Here is a 19470-nt window from a genome sequence, read left to right as displayed (position 1 = left end):
TTTGTGGATGTGTCGTCGGTGTCGTCGTCGCCGGTGTTCAACGTGTTCGCGAGGGACATCGTCTGGTTGTCGTCGTCGGGGATCTCGACTGGTTGGGCGCTTCCTGATGGGGCGAAGGAATTTCGTCCGGGCGCGGCGGTGACGCGTGATGTGATGGCGGCGTTCTTGTATCGGCTCGCAGGACAGCCGCAGTACACGCCGCCGGCTGTGTCGCCGTTCGCTGATGTGCCCGCGACCTACACGTTCTACAAAGAGATCGCATGGCTGGCCTCCACGGGGATCAGTGGTGGCTGGGAGGTGGGTGACTCGCTGGAGTATCGTCCGGGCGCGTCGGTCACCCGTGACGTCATGGCCGCGTTCCTCTATCGGATGGCCGGTGAGCCGTCTTTCGTCGCGCCGACAGTCTCGCCGTTCACGGACGTCGCGGTGGACAACGTCTTCTACGAGGAAATCGCATGGATGGCCTCTACGGGGATCAGCGCTGGCTGGACCGTCGACGGTGTGGTGGAGTATCGGCCAGGGGGCGTGGTCACACGTGACGTGATGTCGGCATTCCTGCACCGACTCCACGCCTACCTCAACGCGTGATCACGAAGCTTGCCTCAGCAGGAGGAGAGCTGTTGTCACTCTGCGAGCGTCGGGCGGTGGTTGCCCCTGTAGCGCGAGAGCATGATGGCAAGGGTCTCTCTTGTGACGGGTACCGCGGGTCGGAAGTCGGGCAGACCGCGGGCATTTCCCCACCCGCGTGAGATATCGGCGTCGTACAGCCAGGAGATCGCAGCGATGAACGGGTCTCCCGTCGACACGTCGGCGAAGGGGATCCTGCCGGGAGCGTCAGGCTCACCAGCAAACAGGTACAGCAGTTGGGCGAACTCTCCACGCATCACCGCCCGGTCTTCCTCGAACGCCGAGGTCTGAAGGCCCGGATGATCGCCGATCACGTCCTGCAGCCAGCTCACGGCGCTTGCTTCTCGAGTGGGAAGGAGGTCCTGCCCGTCCGTGGCGCCAGCGCCTTGCCGACCCGCCGCACGACCACTGTCGCCGAGGAATGTTCGGAACGCGAGCGCCACCGTGCCGAACGTGACGGACTCCTGTAGCCGCATTTCTTCCCTTCCCGACTCACTCGGGTAGGGCTGCAGCACGAGCGCCTCGGACAGCTCGAGGATGTCCTCGTAGTAGGGATGTGATCTGTCGACATCCGTGAACGGTGAGCGGCTGAGGGATCGAAGAGCGTGGACCGCGTCGGTCGATGGCCCATCGAACACGACCTTCCCGTCTTGGAGCACGATTCCGCGGGCACACAGGCGCGAGACCATGCCGAGATCATGTGAGACGACGACGAGCGTCTTGCCGCTCGCGTGCAGTTCGCGAATGCGTGCGAGGCACTTGCGCTGGAACGGCTCGTCGCCGACTGCAAGGATCTCATCGATCAGGAGTATGTCGACTTCGGTGTGGATGGCGACGGCGAAGGCGAGCCTCAGGAACATCCCCGACGAGTAGTGCTTCACCTCCGTATCGATGAACTGCTCGATCTCACTGAAGGCCACGATGTCGTCGAATCGTTCGTCGGTTTCCGTTCGGGTCATCCCGAGAATAGCGGCGTTCAAGTAGATGTTCTCTCGACCGGAAAGGTCGGGGTGGAAGCCGGCACCGACCTCGATGAGACCGGCGACACGACCGCGGGTCAGAACCCTGCCTTTGTCGGGTGTGAGGACTCCTGAGATGAGCTTCAACATCGTTGACTTGCCCGAGCCGTTGAAGCCCAGTAACGCAACCGACTCTCCCTGCCCGATCTCGAAGTCGGCTCCGTCGAGTGCATGGAAATCGGTCGTCAGCGGCTTGCGCTTGAGCGCAGCGACGAAGGTCTCCTTCATCGAATGCGTGTGGCGCAGTTTGAAGCTCTTATGAACCTCATCGACGACGATGCGCGGCGATTCGGTGCTACAGGTCTTGGGCAAAACGACCCTCCAGGCGGCGGAACACGAACTGACCAACGATCAACAGCGCGATCGAGATCAGAAGAGTAAATCCAGAGAAGAGCCAAAGACCTGGAAGGGGTGGTGCATTGCGTGGGTCGAGCGGGTTCCATATCCCGTAGTGGAACAATTCGACCGCCGGTGTGAGCGGGTTCAATCTGTAGAGAACGAAGAGCCACTCGGGGACGCTCTGTGCAACCATCTCCCAGCGATACATCACCGGCGATGCCCAGACTGCGCACATCACAATGATCTCTACAAAGCTCTGCGCATCGCGGTAGGTGACATTGAAGGCACCGAACAGCAGACCGAGGCCGGTTGCCAGAATGAAGACGATGACAAGACCTAGAAGTATCGCTGCCACCTGAATTGCGGTAGGCGCCCACCCGATAATGAGCGCGATTCCGATGACCACGATGATCTGCGGGATCGTGTTCACCAGCGCGACGAGGACGCTGGCCACCGGAAACAACTCTCGCGGAAGGTAGATCTTCTTGATGAGCGCAGCGTTGTCAACGAGCGAGCGCGTTCCGTTAGAGAACGCTTCGTTGAAGAACGTGACGATCGTGATGCCCGCGAGGATGTAGATCGCGTAGTAGTCGATGCTCTTGTTCAACGCGAGGAACACGCCCAAAGCCACATAGAAGACCGCGAATTGCACGACGGGCTTGACGTAGGACCAGAGCCACCCGAATATCGATCCGCGGTAGCGGATCTGGATCTCCTTGCGAACGATCAGCGCCAGCAGGTGTCGATGGTTGAAGACATCGGGTAGGCCACGGCCCTTACCTGGCTCCTGTAGGAGAGCACCCTCGCTGGGATTGCGCATTCAGCGTCTCCGGCTCAGACCTGCGCGAGCGCCGGGACGACGTGCTCCGGCTGCGGGTTGAAGCGGATCGCGGCCAGCAGCCGACCGGTGATGCGTCGGCGGAGTCGCCACGGAACGCGCCCGCGGTGCATGAGGATCTCGACGCGTGCGAAGAAGCGCAGGTACGAGATGAGCGATTCGTGGTGTAGGAAGTAGGATGCTTCGTTCCGGGCGCCGTATTCGAACTTCCAGATGTTGCGGCTGTCGACGCGGGAGAAGTCGCCCGCGACGTTCTCCGGAGTGTCGTGTATGACTTTGCTGTCCAGAATGCACACGCCGGGGCCGATTCCGACGCTCGCCGTTCGCGCATACGCCGCGTCATCGAACCAGATGAAGTACTCCCGCAGCGGCAGACCGATTCTCTCGACCGTCTCACGTGTGTAGAGCGCGGAGACGAACGAGCAGGTCTGTACGAGAACCGCGCGCTGACCCTTGGCCCATAGGCGCGCCCACTTCCAATCGGGTGCTGCAATGTTCATCTCGGCGATCTCGTCGTGGGAGAAGTGCACGAGGGAGCAAGCGAAGGGGACGCCGCCCGGCATCGCTGACATCGCGTCGGCATGACCGATGACCAGCTTTTCCAATGAGTCGGGTTCCGGATAGCAGTCGTCATCCATCAGCCAGAATAGGTCAGCGCCGAGCTCGTACGCGTACTTCATTCCCGTTGCGAATCCGCCAGCGCCGCCCGTGTTCTCCTCGAGGCGGATGACTTCCACAGGGCGGCCCTGGTACGCGGCAAGGAAAGCCCCCGTGCCGTCCGAGGAGGCGTTGTCGACCACTACGATCCACTCGGGCGGTGTTGTCTGAGCGTGCAGCTTTGCGAGAACCGTCTTGAGCTTCTCTAGGCGGTTGAACGTTACGACGACGGCAGCGGTGCGTTTGGACACGATGAGGAGCCTCTCTATAGGGCTTCAGAGGTAGAACGTAGTGGCGTCAGCTACGGCGGCGGATGCGCACTTTGTCGACAACGCGCGCGGCCGCGCGGCGAATGGTTTGCTGCAGGGAGTAGTAGCGCGCTGTCTCTTCGATGTACTTCGACAGGTAGAGGAGTCCACCAATGCCATTGCGATCGATGTAGTCCCTAAGTTCACGGTCGCGAACCATGCGATCGAATTGGAGGTGCTCAAGACTCTCGCCAAAGACGCTGTTCGACGCTGGTCCGGTGGCGTGCGGCCTTTGATGCCAAAAGGCCAACGGCTCGTCGCCAACGAAGATCACTCGACCGTGGCGGACCAGACGGAGGTTGAATTCCCAGTCTCCGACGGCGCGCAGGATCGGGTCATACCATCCGATCTCGTCGTAGACAGCGCGCCTCACGAGAAGCGATATCGGAACGACCCGATTCGTCTGGAGCAGGTCGTAGATCGTGACCATCTCGCCCGGCGGAACGAACGGTGAGCGCCCCATCTCGACCACGCGCCCCCCGTCGATTCGCTCGAATACGATCTCTGTGCGGGCGGTGGCCGCGATAGCATCCTGGTCGGCGTCGAGCGCATCGACCATGACCGCGAGGAAGTCGCTTGCCCAGGTGTCGTCATCGTCGTGGATGATGACGAAGTCGCCTCGAGCACGCTGCGCACCGAGATTCGCGGCGGCCTCCATCGATCCGGTTCCGCCCTCGACGTGAATGACGTCGACGCGCCCTGCGAACGTCGATTTCCTCTCGGCGACCAGCTTGTCGACGGGGGCGCTCTCGCCGCCGTCATTGACGACCGTGAGGTGCCACTCGTGGAACGTCTGGGCGAGGATGTCATCCAGGGCCCGCCGCAAGAGTTGCGCTCGATTCTTGGTGCGGATGACGATGCTCACGCGTTCGATGTGCTCGGACACTCGGTCAAGACCTCACGGGATCAGGGAACAGGTTGCGCTGACGGGCACAGACGCGATTGCCTACTCTATCCGTTTGGAGTCGGGTGAACCTGAGCATCACCTTCCCGCCCGGTCTCCCAGTGAGAGTCGGATAATCTAGGCCGCGGTCGCTGCGAGATACGCGCCGACAGAAGGGCCGGACTTCGTGTGGTGGGAACTCGCTTGGGCGGTGCTCGTGCTGACCGGGGTATTGCTCTTCATCGGGGGAACGGTAGGTGCGGCTCTCGGTCTTCGGCGGCTCTGGTTGTTCGCCACGGCGCCGGTGATCGCGATTCCGGTCGTGGGTGGTGCCGCCATCATCGCTCCTCTTGTCGGGGTGCCCTGGTCGATTCTTCCTGTCATTGCGCTCGCGGCCTTGGCGGCTGTCGGGGTCTGGCTGCTCTGCCGCAGGTTTGGCGAGCCGATGCGCAGGCGTCGTCTCCGCTTCTGGACGTCGCTCGCCATCGGAATCGCCGCTCTCATCATCACTGTCCAAGTAGTCGCCGTCATCGGAGCCGCCGACAACTTCTCGAACACATTCGACAATGTGTTTCATCTCAATGTTGTCACCTTCATCCTTGACACCCAGAACGCGTCGTCGCTTTGGGTGGGACACCTCACGGATCACTCGGGTTCGGCTGCCTTCTATCCGGCCGCCTGGCACGACCTGGTCTCTCTCGTGGCCCAGCTCGGCGGTGTAAGTTCCTTGGTTGCCGTCAATGCAACGACCCTCGTGATTAGCGCACTGATCTGGCCTGCTGGTGTGGTTCTGTTGACGCGCCAACTGTTCGGCGAGAACCGCGTTGTTCTCCTCACTGCCGGAATCCTCGCGGCGGCGTTTCCGCTCTTCCCGCTGTTGATGATGGATTACGGCGTGCTCTACCCGTACCAGCTCGGTGTCGCGCTGCTTCCAGCGACGATTGCAGCCACGCTGCGCGCCACCCGGATCGGCAAGGCGTCCCCGCGCACCCGTCCATGGCAGAGCTGGGTTCTTCTGGGCGGAATGCTGCCGGGGGTGTTCCTCGCGCATCCGGGGGCGTTTGTGGCGTGGATGGCTTTCACTGTGCCTATCGCCGCGGTTCTGACAGCACGCGGATTCGCGAGGGCGTCGAACTGGGACCGGCGTCTCCTAGTCGCGGTCGCATTGATCGCCTACTTGGTGGTGGGTTTCGTACTGCTGATGGTGCTGCGACCAAGTAGCGGCCGCGACTGGCCGATCGAGCTGCGCGTCCGTTACGCGGTCCTCGAGGTCTTCACCGGTTCGGCGTGGTACGGAGTTCCCGCTGTGCTTGGGACTTCTCTCGCCCTGGTCGGAATCGTCTGGGCGATCCTCCGTCATCGCGCCGTGGGTCTCGCGGCCGCCGGGATGCTCGCCGTCGCTGCGATTCTCTACGTCGTTGTGACGTCGCTGCCCTATCCAGACCTGCGGGACGCGCTCACAGGAAGCTGGTACAACAATCGGCCTCGGCTGGCGGCTCTGCTCCCGATCATGGCGGTACCTGTCGGAGCCTACGGCGCTGGCGCGACGTGGGCATGGCTCCGAAGCCGGCCCTGGATCCGAAAGATGCGTGTCGCTCCTGCCCGCCCCGTGCGCTGGGCAGTGGGTTCGGTCATCGTCGTCGCTGCTTGCCTGGCGACCCAACTACCGGCGATCAGCCCGGTTCCGGTCGCCGTGGCCCGTGCCGGTGAAGCCTACCGAACGTCGCCCTCGGCGCGATTGATTACCAGCGATGAGCTCGAGCTTCTGACGCGGCTCGAGGAAGTGGTCCCGGCCGACGCCGTGATCGTCGGGAGCCCGTGGACGGGAACCGCCCTTGCGTATGCGCTTGCGGACCGATCGGTAGTCCTCCCACACATGTTCACCACCACAACCGACGCCGAGAACGAAGTTCTCAATGGTCTCAATCAGGCGAGCCCTGGCAGCCCAGCGTGCGATGCAGTTGAGGAGACGAACGTTGAGTACGTTCTGGACTTCGGAACCCAGGAGATCCACGGCGCGGCGAATGTCTTCCCGGGATTGACCGACCTCGATGAATCGGATGCGCTCGAACTCGTCGACCAGCAGGGCGAGGCCAGGCTCTACCGGATCGTCGGCTGCTGAGCAGCGATCGGTTCACGCGCCTGCGCGAGTTCCGAGACGGCCAGTGGAGCCAGCTGCCATCGCCGGGCAAAGCCCCTGCCCCCGGAATCCGCCTATGGCGGGCGCAGACCAGTAGGCGCGTGGATGCGGGCCTAGGATGACGATGCGGTCCACGGGGGACGATTCCCGACGAAAGGCAACGGCTTCGTGTCGATACCCGCGCGCTCATGTCGTCGCTCTCGCTGAGGTGTGACGGTCGGCTGCATCTGGATGGTCCGACAACCATCGACGCGCTTTCGCAACGACATCGACGTGGCGTACGTGCTGACCGCTGCCTCGACGGCATCGAACCAGTCGAAGAGCGACAAGGATCCGGCAGAGCGGCTCGAATGCTCTATCACCGCGTAGTCGCTCGTTGCGGCAACCAGCCAATTCAATCCTGGGCCGGCGTTGCCCGATGGCGCACCGACTCGCAGATGGCAGCGAACTCCCGCGCTCGCGCGGGCCACGTCCATTCAACGATCGTCTCAGCGGGGATAGGTGACCAGCCCGTGCCCGTACAGCCCTTGAGGGCGGTCGAGAGTGCCGACAGCGTCTTCCGTTCCGTAATGACGATGGGAGCGCCCTGTCCGCGGAGCACATCGGCCCCGGGAACGGCATACGTGACGACGCGTGCTCCTTCGGCGGCCGCTTCCAGCAATGTCGTCTGGAACCCCTCCGATAGAGTCGTCGGGTTGACAAGGGTTGCGCCGCGGAGTAGCCGTCGCACCTCGTTTTGCGAGAGCCGTCCGTGAACACGCACGATAGCTTCTAACCCGAGCGTCTGCACCCGCGCGAGCACAGCTGCCATCTCCGGACCGTCGCCGATGACGTCGCCGCTGATGCTGACTCCCTCTGTACGCAGCTGCGCAACCACATCCAGGAACGCGTCCCATCCCTTACCTGGCACGAGTCGCCCGACGAAGACGATGCGGCGCGTGTCCTGTGTATGCGTCGAAGGAGCTGATGCCGGCGCATCGATGGCGTTGTAAAAGACCTGGGCGTCGACGCGCGCAAGACGTTGAACGAAAGCTGTGACGGCCTCGGACACGCCGAGCACGCGATCCGCGTGGCGGAGCACCCAGCGACCGACCGTTTCGTCGACGAGCCGACTTGCGATGCGAATGACCGCGGAGTCGCTCGCGACGTGGTCGCTGCCGTGTTCGGTGTGAACGACGGGTACGCCGGCGGCGCGCGCTGCGCGCAGTCCGACGAAGCTCATGGGAAAGAACCGGGTGTGGACGGAGACAACGTCGATCCGTTCGGCTCGAAGAAAGCGGGTGAGTACCCGCCGAGATCCGATTGCAGGAAACCCGAGCGTGTCCGCGACCCGAAGATGCTCCCTAAGGCTGAGTACCCTCACATCACCGTCGTACCCTTGCTGTCGCTCTCTATCCAGGGTGATCACTATCGGTGTGTGGCCGAGCTCGGCGAGCTGATGCGCAAGTGCCTGAACGTGTAGCTCGACGCCACCCGTACGAGGCGGAAAGTTGTTCACAATGAACGCGATTCTCACAAGCAGGCCCGGTTTCCTCAGTACTCATGCCCGGGCTTCGTGATGCGGTAGTAGCGGGCAAACTGAGCCGCTTTCCACACGAGGTCCAGGAGACGGACCGCCATTGGGTTCATGCCGATCACGTCACCCAGTCGACGGCGCTCATGGCTGACACGTTCGATGTGGAGTCCCCGCGGCTCGGCGCCACGGCTGATCTGACCCGGATGCACTCGATACTCGGTCAGCTCATCGTCCAGCACAGGGATCGGCCCCTGTTGTGCCAGGCGGAGGATGAGCTCGTAATCTTCCATCTGCGGGAGGGCGGGGTTATAGCCACCAACAGCCTCCAGCGTCACCCTTCGCAACATGACCGACGAATGGGGAACCGTATTAGACAGAACGAGGTGGCGACGGACATCGTCGCCGACCGGCATCCGGATCGAGCCTGCGGGCTCGCCCTCGGCTGTGATCCGCCGTGTGGCTGTCCCCACCATTGGGGCTGCTGGCTGGGCGCGGAGGCGCGAGACTTGCGCACTGAGCCGACTCGGCGACATGCGGTCATCCGCGTCGAGACGCGCGATGAACGGCGCCTGTGTCGACTCGATGCCGAGGATCATGGCTTTGGTCGGCCCGAGCGGTGAAGGGTCGTGCACCACAGCGACCCGTGGATCATCCCGCCAATGACGGTGGGGGAGTTCGAGGATGCCGTTTGCCACAACGACCAGCTCCAGGTCTACATCCTGGCTCGCGAGCACAGACTCGACGGCCTCGTCCAGCCAATCGTCAAAGCGGTGCGCAGGGATGACAACGCCAATCTCGGTCACGGCGCTCGCCTTCCGCCCGTGCGTGTTGCGACGATGATCGCCGCGATGGCGGCCCGTGCTCCGACAGCGATCGCGAGAGCCCAGAACGCGCCGGCGATCCCGAGAGGCGGAATCAGAAGCACACAGGCAGCGAGCGACAAGACAGTTGATCCGACCGAGAGCGTCAGAGCGTGGACGTATTGGTTCTGGATCGCGACCGCAGTGGCCATGAAATGCGCGCTCGGAAGCAGTACGACTGCGATTCCAAGGGGTATGGCCTCGGCGAGCGTGAGCCTGTACGCGGCTCCAAAAAGGATGGGGATGAGCCAGGAAGCGAGTACCAGTCCGATCACGGTCACCGGAATGTAGACAACGGTCCATACAGCTGCGCCGCGACGGGAGATCGCCAGAATCGAGGGACGCAACGATATGGCGCGCAATTGCTCCTGAGCATGCGGGATCCAGGCCTGAGATACGACGCCGGTGACGATGTCGGCCAGCGCATAGACGTAGAGGAGCACAGCAAGGCGGGCGGTTTCCGCCTCACCGAAGCTCGCAGTCACGACATACAGCGGAACGGTTGAGATGAGCGACATCAGCGCCATCGACATGCCGAGCGGAAGCCCGGCTGAAAAGATGCGCCGTGCCTCTGCACGGAATCCTGCGGCTTTCGGTGGTCTTGCGGCCTCGACGCTCCGCGACAGCCTCTTGGCGGGGCGGAACAGGAGCACATAGGCCGCAAGGAGAGACGCGCCAGCGAGAGCGGCCAGGGTGGGCACGAGGTCGCGTGTGGCGAACAAGACGATCCCGGCGATGATCGATACGACTGTCGCCGAGATCAGGCTCGAAGTGAAAACGGTGACTGATCGCCCGTGCCGTTGCAGAGGGCCGGAGAGGAAATCCGAAAAGGCGTCCGCAATCTTCAGGCACGAGGCGAGGCCGAGGATCACGGCTAGCTGCGGGGTGCTGATGACGCCAACGACGACCGCCGCAATCAGCGCCAATGCAATCGATCCGGTCTGCACGATTGCGTAGTTGCGAAAGGACGCCTCGGGTTGAAGCGTCAGTGTCACCGTCCGCATGCCCAGCTGGGCGAGAACGAAGTATGGGGTCACGATTGCCAGGGCGAGCGAGTACACCCCGACGGTTTCGGGATCCGTTAGTCGAGCCAACAGGAGCAGAATAACAAGCGGCCCCAGGTTCCGCAGGAACTGAGCGCCCAGGAGGTATCCGGTGCTCTTCGCTGTGCGTGCATCCATGGGGCCCCGCAGCGCAATGCGCCGCCGCGGCGAGGAAGGCATGGTCATTCTTTGCACCTTCTGCTCGTCGATGCACACGGACGGACCGCAGCGCGTGCTTCGATTTTATCACCGGCCTCCACGCGAGAATTCCGCGCGGTCGGCGTCATCGAGCGTCGAGCGTGAGCCAATGAGGCAGAAGCTGATCATGCCCGCTTTGGCCGTCAGCCTGCCATGGACGTGGCGCGATGACGGGGGCGACCGGGTCGCGCCGTGACATCAGCCACGCGGCCCACCAGCTGAAGGACGAATTGCTCATCGCGAGACCGACTCCAGCGCTCATGGCACGCACCGTCGCTATGCTCCCGAGCGACGTCACGTCGTCCACCAGTTCCAAGTTCTCGACGTCGGCTAGCTCTCGTCGAACGAGGTCGGGGCTATCGGAGAAGGCCCGCACGGATACGGTGGGAGTGGCGAGCGTCCGAAGTAGCGCGAGGGCACGGACGAAGTAGTCGGCGCTCGCTATTCCATGATGACGGGCGGCCTCGGGAGTCAGGTAGTCGCCCCGCCGAAGGTGTGCTGTGATCGCGGGGGTTCGTTCGAACGAACGTAGCGTCCCCGACTCAGCGTCGCTGAGCGGTGCTGAGAGGAGTGCGTCAGCGAGTCGGTCCGCTACAGGATCGAAGTATCGCCACGATTGGAAGTATCCCAGCAGGGTTGTTCCCGGCGTGACCCTATTGATGTCATGGTGGTAGTTGATCGTGGGCTGCCGATAGACCCGCAACGTCGTAGATCGGCGACCCGGCCGGCGGATCACTGCAGGGCGCCGTGGTGAGTTTCGGAACCACGGAGAGTCTTCTCGGAGCAGGATGCCGGGGAAGTCGATGGACGCGAGTTCGTACTCGCGCGGGGTCTCTTTTGCCCTTTCCAGCCAGTCGTCGGCCAGGAAGCGGGACGCGTCGACGTACAACGGGCAGCCGAGTCGGTCGGCCTGTGCCCATCCGGCCGCGAGGATGAAGAGCTGGTTTCCGAAGCCCCCCTGCAGGTACGCGCAGATGCCGTCGCTGATGTCTCTAACCGGGGCCATGATGTGCTCTCCGTGGGGCGTTGATCAGTCTGTGAGAAAGGTGCACCGCACTCTATCCCGATTATCGTCAGGCGCCGTGGGCCAGGCGGCGGAGGAGCCGAGGCTATGACCGGCCGCCCATACAGGAAGATCCCGGCCCTCTCACCAGTAGAATCTGCTGGACCCTCCTGTCGATCGAGAAAGCCGTCATGCCCTCAGCCAACGCCGACACCTGGCTCGTCGTTCCGCTATACAACGAAGCGACCGTTGTGCAAGAAGTCGTTCGAGAGACCCGTAAGACGTTTCCGAACGTCGTTTGCATAGACGATGGCAGTCGGGACCGCTCGGCGGAGGAGGCGCTCGCCGGCGGGGCGATCGTCGTGAGGCACCCCATCAATCTAGGACAGGGAGCCGCACTGCAGACCGGACTCGACTTCGCCCTGGCGCAGCCCGGCGCGGAGTACTTCGTGACATTCGACTCCGACGGTCAGCATCGAGTCGAGGACGCGTTGGCGATGGTAGAGCGACTGCGCACCGAACCGCTTGACATAGTCATTGGCTCCAGGTTCCTGGACGACCGGACCAACGCCGGCGCGCTAAAGAAGCTGATCCTTCGCGCCGCTGTGCTCTTCGAACGTGTGTCAACAGGCGTCAAACTCACTGACGCGCACAATGGCTTGCGTGCCCTCAACCGCGCGGCGGCCTCCGGGATCCGGATCACCCAGAATCGGATGGCACATGCCAGCGAGATCGTCGGCCAGATCGGTGCGAAGAAGCTTCGCTATGCGGAGCAGCCGGTACAGATTCTCTATACCGATTACTCCCGCGCCAAGGGTCAGTCGATGTGGAACTCGGTCAACATCCTGAGCGAACTGTTCATCAAGTAGGGGGTGCGACATGGATCAGTTGATCATCAAAGTGCTGCTTATCGCGGCGTTTCTCATCCTCGCCATCGTCCTCTTGCGCCCGACCGGGTCCGCACGCGGACAGGCGCTGCGCACCATCGCGCTCGTGATGCTGCTCGTCGTGGCGATTTTCGCGATCGTGTTTCCCGAGATCATCAACAACGTCGCCGTCGCCGTGGGTGTGGGGCGCGGCGCTGATCTGCTGCTATACGGGCTGATCGTGGTCTTCGTCGCCAATGCGGTCACCACAGCCCGAAAACGACGCGAGCAGGACAAGCAGATCACCCAGCTTGCGCGGCAACTCGCCCTTGACACCGTCCACTACCCGGAGACGAACAATGACTGACCTCCTCATCGTCGGCTCCGGATTCTTCGGTCTCACCATCGCAGAGCGCGCGGCTGCTTCAGGGCGTCAGGTAACTGTCATCGATCGTCGTCACCATATTGGTGGCAATGCGTACAGCGAGGACGAGGCCACAACCGGTATCGAGGTGCACCGCTACGGTGCGCATCTTTTCCATACCTCGAATCCAACCGTGTGGCATTACGTCAACCGGTTCACAACCTTCACCAACTACGTCCACCGCGTGTACACGAACCACAAGGGTGTGGTGTTTCCGCTGCCGATCAACCTCGGCACGATCAACCAATTCTTTCAGGCCGCATATACGCCCGACGAAGCCCGGGCGCTCGTTCAGGCGCAGGCCGGTGAGTTCGACGTGAAGACCGCTGCGAACCTCGAACAAAAGGCCATCGCGCTCATCGGACGTCCGCTTTACGAAGCGTTCATCCGGGACTACACAGCGAAGCAGTGGCAGACCGATCCCGCCGAACTCCCAGCGGAGATCATCAGTCGATTGCCGGTGCGCTACACCTACGACAACCGCTACTTCAATGACACGTGGGAGGGCCTGCCGACCGACGGCTACACCGCCTGGATCGAGCGGATGGCGGACCACCCGAACATCGACGTAAAGCTGTCGACGGACTTTTTCGATGGGTCGCAGCCGCTCAATAAGGCCGCCACCGTGGGCAGCGTGCCGATCGTCTACACCGGTCCCGTCGATCGGTACTTCGAGTACGCCGAGGGCGCTCTGTCGTGGCGCACCCTCGACTTCGAAGAGGAGGTGCTCCCGATCGGTGATTTCCAAGGCACGCCCGTCATGAATTACGCCGACGCGGGAGTCCCTTTCACCCGGATCCACGAGTTCAGGCATTTCCACCCGGAGCGGGAGGAGCGCTACCCGTCCGACGGGACGGTCATCATGCGAGAATTCTCTCGGTTCGCGTCCCGTGAGGACGAGCCCTACTACCCCGTGAACACTCCGGAGGACCGCACCCGCCTCCTCGCCTATCGTGAGTTGGCCAAGAGCGAGGTGAACGTCCATTTCGGCGGTCGGCTCGGTACCTATCAGTATCTCGACATGCACATGGCAATCGGCTCTGCTCTCTCGATGTGGAACAACCAACTCGCGTGAGCACTCGCCTCGACTCCCGAAGAGGGTCAGCGACGCCGAACTCAGATCTGTCGGACGCGCAGCCGTCGAGGAGCGGGTTTCGCCTCGATGTCCAGGCGTTGCGAGCCGTTGCTATCGCAGCCGTCGTTATCAATCACCTGTGGCCGACCCGGCTCACCGGCGGATACGTCGGCGTCGACGTTTTCTTTGTCATCTCGGGATTCCTCATCACCGGTCACCTCCTCAGGGAGGTCGCTGCATCAGGGCGGATCCGGCTGGGAGCGTTCTATGCACGCCGCATTCGCCGGCTGCTGCCAGCCGCGTTGCTCGTGCTGGCGATCTCCGCGATCCTCGTCTGGGCATTTCTGCCGTATCCACGTTGGGAGCGGAACGCCGCCGAGATTGCGGCCAGCGCCGGATATGTCGAGAACTGGCTGCTGGCCGGTCTCTCGATCAACTACTCCGCGTTGAATGATTCGGCGAGCGTTGCCCAGCACTACTGGTCCCTCTCGGTCGAGGAGCAGTTCTACCTCGTATGGCCGCTGCTGATCGGCTTCGGCGTCCTCGCCTGCGGGCGCTTCTTCGGGCAGGTCGGGCCGCACCGGGTGGTCCTTGCCCTGCTCCTGGGCGTCGTTGTCGTCTCATTCGGCGCGAGCGTCGCGTACACCGCCGCAGAGCCAGCGCAGGCATATTTCGTCACGTTTACCCGCGGCTGGGAGTTCGCGCTCGGTGGTGTCGTCGCGGTTGCTGGTTCCAGGATCCGGATGCCTCGGCTCGTCGCGAATCTGCTCGCCCTAGCCGGGTTCGCGGCTGTGACTGTCTCCGCCGTGGTGTACGGCCCGGAGACCCCATTTCCCGGAGTCGCCGCGCTTCTCCCCGTAGCTGGAACCGCCGCGATCATCGCAGCTGGCAGCGGGGGTCATCGTCTGTGGCACTCATCGATCACGGATTGGCGTCCGGTGCAGTGGATAGGTGGGATCTCCTACTCGCTCTATCTTTGGCACTGGCCGCTCATCGTAGTGGCGCCTTTCTTGCTGCGGGCGGAACTCAACGCTCTCACCCGCATAGCTCTTCTCTCGTCGGCTGTGCTGCTGGCGTGGTTGACGAAATTGCTCGTTGAGGATCCAGGGCGGGAGTGGAGGTTCTGGCGCACTTCAACGAGGCACTCGGTCATACTGATGCTCGCCGGTATGGGCATCGTCATCGCCTTGGCGGGAGGGTTGTTCGGCGCGTATCAGCTGAAGAGCGCGGCGGACTCGCCGGATGCTCCCATCCCGTCAGGAGCGTGCGACGGTCCAGCCGCGCTCTCTGCCACATCCGTCTGCGTCGATCCGTTCGGTCCCGCATCGACGACCTATATGACGGAGCGGAACGAGTACTTTCACTACCCCGAGGAATGCGGTGAGACACGGCCCGACACCTCCCAAGGAGAGTTGGTCCCCGTCATCATCTGCGACTATTCCGAGGGAGATGCTGACGCCAGCGAGGTATGGATGGTCGGCGACTCCCACGTTCAACAGTGGCAGGGGGCGACGTTCGAACTCGCGAAGCAGCACGGCTGGCGCGTCACGCTCGCGTATCGAGGGCACTGCCCTGCTGCAGACGTGGCGTACATCGGTTTCCGCTCGCCAGCCACACAGGAAGAGGTCGACGCCTGCCGGAGATGGAGCCGCGGAGTGTCGGCGGCCGTCGTTCATGCGCGCCCGGATATAGTACTCACTGCCATGGCCAGCCGGCAGCACTTAGTGGACGACGGTTCCGGCCGTTCTGCCTCAGAGCAATTCCAAGACGGATTGCTCGCGGACTGGAACAAATGGGCGGACGCCGGAGTTCGGGTCGCGCCCATTGCCGACCCTCCATACAACGGCGAGGTTCGCGATCCGGACTGCGTTGTCTTGAACCAGGCGAACCCCTTGGAGTGCGCTCGCCCGAGGGTTGCTGCCCAGCCGAGTGATCCTATAGTCGTCGCGGCGAGTCGGGCCGATAGGCCAGGAATCCAACTGATCGATCTGACGGACTACTTCTGCGACGCGGACACGTGCTACAGCGTTGTGGGAGGGGTACCCGTCTATTACGACGCGGACCACCTCAACCTGGTGTACGTGCGGATGCTCGCGACCGCCTTCGGCGAAGCGCTCGCGCGCTAGTGGTCGCCGGCATCTGAGCTAACCCTGCTGTACTGTGGTCGCGAGTCTTCGATGGTGTTCTTGGGGCACATGCGTGCAACCCACGGACCCTGCGGCGAGTCTGAGGTCGCGAGTAGCCAGCAAGGCCGGTCGCCCCCGAAGGTGCGGTCTGAGATCGCTGATGCGCCCCCTGGCAGGGCGTGCGAGCCTCCTTCAAGGCCCTGACGCCGATGCTCGACTGGTATCACGTACCTTCAACGCTCCCGATGGAGCCAGAGATGCGAAAAGGGGCACATGTTCGAACGACGTCGCCGAACCGTTGACAGTCGGCCGATCTACCTGATTTCAGCCGCCGGACTGCCGAACTACGGCGATGAGATACTCACTCGCGTATGGCTGGACTGGTTGGCCAAGAACCACCCCGATGTCCCCGTCTGGCTCGACTGCCCAGAGCCCGGGCGAGCCAATCACCTCTTCGCGGGCGTACATCCGAGATTGACAACGACAAACACTCTGTGGCACCTCGCTTTCGGCCGTCACGGCATGCCTCTGGCCGACAGCGCTGAGTACGTGGCGCAGGTCGTGGTGGACTTAGGCTCACCGAGGCTGGATCTGGGACTTCTCCAGCTCCGTGAGATGCGATCCGTGCATCTGCTCGGAGGTGGCTACATGAACTCGGTATGGGAAAATCACCTGCTGCTTCTGCCCGCTCTTGTCGCGCTCAAGCAGCACTTTCAAGTGCCGATTTATGCAACAGGTCAGGGTGTGTTGCCGCTGAGCGCCGAGGCTCAGTCCGCCGTGCATGGGTGGGTGGCGGATTTCGACGTCTTCGAAACAAGGGACGTGCCTAGCGCAGAGGCTTCTGGCGGAACTCCAGGTGTCGACGATGCCTTCCTCGCGTTCACCAATGCGCGTGACCTGTACTCGAAGACGGAGACGCCGGACGTCATGCTGCTCATCCAGGGCGACTTCGTCGACGAAGATGCGACGGAGGGACTGGTCGATGCTGCCGAACAGTTCGTGCGCGCGCACGCACGCGGACCGATCGGGCTGGTGGAATCCATCCCTCCCGATGATTCGTGGATCCTGCCGCGTCTTCGAGAGCGCGGGCTCGAGGTGAACTTCTACCCGTTCACGCGGCTTTGGCTCGAAGGCCTCCCTGCGAGAGCTGGGCAGGTGTGGCTGACTACACGGTTCCATTTTCATCTTCTCGCTGCGGCTGCGGGCGCCCGCGGTGCGGTGATCGAGCTTGAGGCGGACTACTACGGAATCAAGCATGGCTCGCTCAGGGATCTAGGAACGGGCTGGTCCTCCACGAGCGATATCTCGACGTCCGGATCCCTTGAGCCAGGCCTGAACGAGAACTTTCCGAAGAGGAAGCAACAGCTGGCCCGTCGCAAGGCATCGCTGGCGCGGCGGATATATCCCGGCCACTGAGGATTCTCTTGCGGGGAGCGCAGCTGGTTCGGGTTGAGACGGCCGTTTACTAAGCTGAATGACCTGAGCGATCGTGTCTTTTCGCTCGGAGTTTGGAAGTAACCATGACCAAGCGGGCACTTATCACCGGTATCACCGGTCAGGATGGCTCGTACCTCGCTGAGCTGTTGCTGGCGAAGGGCTACGAGGTCCACGGCCTGATCCGCCGGGCATCGACCTTCAACACGTCGCGCATCGATCACCTTTACGTGGACCCGCATGACCCGAACGCGAAGCTGTTCCTGCATTACGGCGACCTGAGTGACGGTGTGCGTCTGGTGACGCTGATGGCCGAGATCAACCCTGATGAGGTTTATAACCTGGCCGCTCAGTCTCACGTGCGGGTGTCGTTCGATGAGCCGGAGCACACCGCCGACACCACCGGCACCGGTACGATTCGCCTGTTGGAGGCGGTCCGCCTCTCGGGTATCCGTACCCGGTTCTATCAGGCATCCTCCTCCGAACTCTACGGCGCTACGCAGCCGCCGCAGTCGGAGTCCACACCGTTTTATCCGCGGTCGCCTTATGCGGCGGCGAAGCTGTATAGCTACTGGATCACGAAGAACTATCGCGAGGCGTACGGCATGTTCGCGGTGAACGGGATCCTGTTCAACCACGAGTCCCCCCGGCGTGGCGAGACGTTCGTGACACGCAAGATCTCCCGCGCGGTCGCACGGATCAAGGCCGGGGTGCAGAAAGACATCTACCTCGGCAACCTTGACGCGGTCCGTGACTGGGGGTACGCGGCGGAGTACGTCGAGGGGATGTGGCGAATGCTGCAGGTCGACGAGCCGGAGGACTTCGTCCTCGCTACCGGGGTGGGTTTGACCATCCGCGATTTCTTGGAGACCTCTTTCGGTCATGTCGGGTTGGACTGGCAGGAGTTCGTGAAGTTCGACGAGCGGTACCTGCGCCCCACCGAGGTCGACGCGTTGATCGGCGACCCGTCCAAGGCGGCCGAGAAGCTCGGGTGGACGGCGACGATCGATGGGAACGAATTGGCGAAGCTGATGGTTGACGCCGACGTGGAAGCGCTGGAAAAGGGTCCCGAGTGGATCGATACCGTCACCCTCGGCTCCTGGAACTCCGAACCCGCCCTGGTACTGAAGTGACCACCGCTGTGGACGGGGTGCAGTACACCCCGGGGGAACTCGACCGGGACGCGACGTTCTATGTCGCCGGGCATCGTGGGCTTGTCGGCTCCGCGATCGTCCGCAAACTCGAAGCCTCGGGGTTTGAGAACATCGTCGGGAAACCGTCCGCGGAGCTGGATCTGAAGGACCGCGACGCGGTCTTCGGCTACATGGCGGAGATCAAACCGAAGTATGTGGTGCTCGCCGCGGCGAAGGTCGGCGGAATCCTGGCGAACAGCACCTACCCGGTCGATTTCCTCAGCGACAACATGCGCATCCAGGTCAACGTCCTCGACGCGGCCCTCGCCAACGACGTCGAACGGGTGCTGTTCCTGGGCTCGTCGTGCATCTACCCGAAGTTCGCTGCCCAGCCCATCCGTGAGGACTCGCTGTTGACGGGGCACCTGGAGGAGACCAACGACGCCTACGCGATCGCGAAGATCGCCGGTATCCTGCACACCCAAGCGGTGCGACGGCAGTACGGATTGCCGTGGATCTCGGCCATGCCGACCAACCTCTACGGCCCGAACGACAACTTCTCCCCGAAGGGCTCCCACGTCCTCCCAGCATTGATCCGCCGCTACGACGAAGCCGCCGCGTCCGGCGCACCCACCGTCACCAACTGGGGCACCGGCACCCCACGGCGCGAGTTCCTCCACGCCGACGACATGGCCGACGCATGCCTGCACCTGCTCGAACACTACGACGGACCCGACCAAGTCAACGTCGGCACCGGATCCGACGTCACCATCGCCGAAATCGCCGCCACCATCGCCACCGTCGTCGGATACCAGGGCCAGACCGAATGGGACACCTCCAAGCCCGACGGAACCCCGCAGAAACTCCTCGACGTCTCCAAACTCGCCGAAGCCGGCTGGACCTCCAAGATCACCCTTCAAGAGGGGCTCGAACGCACCGTCGCCTGGTACCGCCAACACGTCGGAACCTTGCGAGAGTAGA

Annotated in this window: 18 protein-coding genes and 2 pseudogenes; 10 read left to right on the top strand and 10 right to left on the bottom strand. The window is 62.9% G+C overall.

Annotated elements, in window-relative coordinates; all coding sequences use genetic code 11:
* A partial coding sequence (locus K0817_RS13275; RefSeq protein ID WP_219981973.1) for an S-layer homology domain-containing protein occupies positions 1-588 on the top strand: 588 nt, incomplete at its 5' end.
* Positions 589-623: 35 nt separating this feature from the next.
* Here K0817_RS13275 and K0817_RS18790 read toward each other — a convergent pair.
* From K0817_RS18790 to K0817_RS13250, 6 genes and pseudogenes are all read right to left on the bottom strand, one after another.
* Entirely contained in the window at positions 624-1103 is a 480-nt protein-coding gene (locus K0817_RS18790; protein ID WP_374209550.1) for an S-layer homology domain-containing protein, read from the bottom strand.
* Between the two features lie 30 nt (positions 1104-1133).
* A pseudogene (locus K0817_RS18565) lies at positions 1134-1196 on the bottom strand (hypothetical protein); the annotation flags it as partial.
* 27 nt (positions 1197-1223) lie between these two features.
* Positions 1224-1874 (bottom strand): annotated as a pseudogene (locus K0817_RS13265) (ABC transporter ATP-binding protein); the annotation flags it as partial.
* A gap of 67 nt (positions 1875-1941) precedes the next feature.
* On the bottom strand, positions 1942-2805 hold the full coding sequence (locus tag K0817_RS13260; RefSeq protein WP_219981971.1) for an ABC transporter permease: 864 nt from the start codon (positions 2803-2805) through the stop codon (positions 1942-1944).
* A gap of 14 nt (positions 2806-2819) precedes the next feature.
* On the bottom strand, positions 2820-3731 hold the full coding sequence (locus K0817_RS13255) for a glycosyltransferase (protein ID WP_219981970.1): 912 nt from the start codon (positions 3729-3731) through the stop codon (positions 2820-2822).
* A gap of 46 nt (positions 3732-3777) precedes the next feature.
* Positions 3778-4653, bottom strand: coding sequence for a glycosyltransferase family A protein (locus tag K0817_RS13250; protein WP_253735381.1), 876 nt, complete (start codon positions 4651-4653; stop codon positions 3778-3780).
* 229 nt (positions 4654-4882) lie between these two features.
* On the opposite strand from K0817_RS13250, the gene K0817_RS13245 reads away from it, so the two are divergent.
* Both K0817_RS13245 and K0817_RS13240 read left to right on the top strand, forming a co-directional pair.
* A complete protein-coding gene (locus K0817_RS13245; RefSeq protein WP_253735380.1) occupies positions 4883-6793 on the top strand; it encodes a DUF6541 family protein in 1911 nt (636 codons plus the stop codon).
* 249 nt (positions 6794-7042) lie between these two features.
* On the top strand, positions 7043-7180 hold the full coding sequence (locus tag K0817_RS13240; protein ID WP_253735379.1) for a hypothetical protein: 138 nt from the start codon (positions 7043-7045) through the stop codon (positions 7178-7180).
* A 25-nt stretch (positions 7181-7205) separates the two neighbouring features.
* On the opposite strand, the gene K0817_RS13235 is transcribed toward K0817_RS13240, so the two are convergent.
* From K0817_RS13235 to K0817_RS13220, 4 genes are all read right to left on the bottom strand, one after another.
* Positions 7206-8327, bottom strand: a complete 1122-nt coding sequence (locus K0817_RS13235; protein WP_219981967.1) for a glycosyltransferase family 4 protein — start codon at positions 8325-8327, stop codon at positions 7206-7208.
* 17 nt (positions 8328-8344) lie between these two features.
* Positions 8345-9130 (bottom strand): glycosyltransferase family A protein, encoded by a 786-nt coding sequence (locus K0817_RS13230; RefSeq protein ID WP_219981966.1) that lies wholly within the window; start codon positions 9128-9130, stop codon positions 8345-8347.
* Entirely contained in the window at positions 9127-10416 is a 1290-nt protein-coding gene (locus tag K0817_RS13225) for a lipopolysaccharide biosynthesis protein (RefSeq protein ID WP_253735378.1), read from the bottom strand. Before K0817_RS13225 ends, K0817_RS13230 begins: the two co-directional genes overlap by 4 nt.
* 97 nt (positions 10417-10513) lie before the next feature.
* Positions 10514-11434: an alpha-1,2-fucosyltransferase gene (locus K0817_RS13220; protein ID WP_219981964.1), complete on the bottom strand. Its 921-nt coding sequence runs from the start codon at positions 11432-11434 to the stop codon at positions 10514-10516.
* Positions 11435-11622: 188 nt separating this feature from the next.
* On the opposite strand from K0817_RS13220, the gene K0817_RS13215 reads away from it, so the two are divergent.
* From K0817_RS13215 to K0817_RS13185, 7 genes are all read left to right on the top strand, one after another.
* Positions 11623-12300 (top strand): glycosyltransferase family 2 protein, encoded by a 678-nt coding sequence (locus K0817_RS13215; RefSeq protein ID WP_219981963.1) that lies wholly within the window; start codon positions 11623-11625, stop codon positions 12298-12300.
* Positions 12301-12310: 10 nt separating this feature from the next.
* Positions 12311-12664: a DUF2304 domain-containing protein gene (locus tag K0817_RS13210; protein ID WP_219981962.1), complete on the top strand. Its 354-nt coding sequence runs from the start codon at positions 12311-12313 to the stop codon at positions 12662-12664.
* Entirely contained in the window at positions 12657-13796 is a 1140-nt protein-coding gene (gene glf / locus K0817_RS13205) for a UDP-galactopyranose mutase (protein ID WP_219981961.1), read from the top strand. Before K0817_RS13210 ends, glf begins: the two co-directional genes overlap by 8 nt.
* The gene (locus K0817_RS13200) at positions 13793-15922 is read left to right on the top strand and encodes an acyltransferase family protein (RefSeq protein ID WP_219981960.1); all 2130 of its coding nucleotides are present in this window, start codon (positions 13793-13795) and stop codon (positions 15920-15922) included. Before glf ends, K0817_RS13200 begins: the two co-directional genes overlap by 4 nt.
* Before the next feature lie 273 nt (positions 15923-16195).
* A complete protein-coding gene (locus K0817_RS13195) occupies positions 16196-17338 on the top strand; it encodes a polysaccharide pyruvyl transferase family protein (protein WP_219981959.1) in 1143 nt (380 codons plus the stop codon).
* Positions 17339-17442: 104 nt separating this feature from the next.
* On the top strand, positions 17443-18489 hold the full coding sequence (gene gmd, locus K0817_RS13190; protein ID WP_219981958.1) for a GDP-mannose 4,6-dehydratase: 1047 nt from the start codon (positions 17443-17445) through the stop codon (positions 18487-18489).
* Positions 18486-19469, top strand: coding sequence for a GDP-L-fucose synthase (locus K0817_RS13185; RefSeq protein ID WP_253735377.1), 984 nt, complete (start codon positions 18486-18488; stop codon positions 19467-19469). The genes gmd and K0817_RS13185 overlap by 4 nt, the downstream gene beginning before the upstream one ends.
* Position 19470: the final 1 nt, after the last annotated feature.

It is taken from the genome of Microbacterium sp. HD4P20 (assembly GCF_019449275.2).
Taxonomy (GTDB): domain Bacteria; phylum Actinomycetota; class Actinomycetes; order Actinomycetales; family Microbacteriaceae; genus Microbacterium.
The sequence above is the reverse complement of the archived record's forward strand: the minus strand, read 5'-3'. Positions and strand labels throughout refer to the sequence as shown.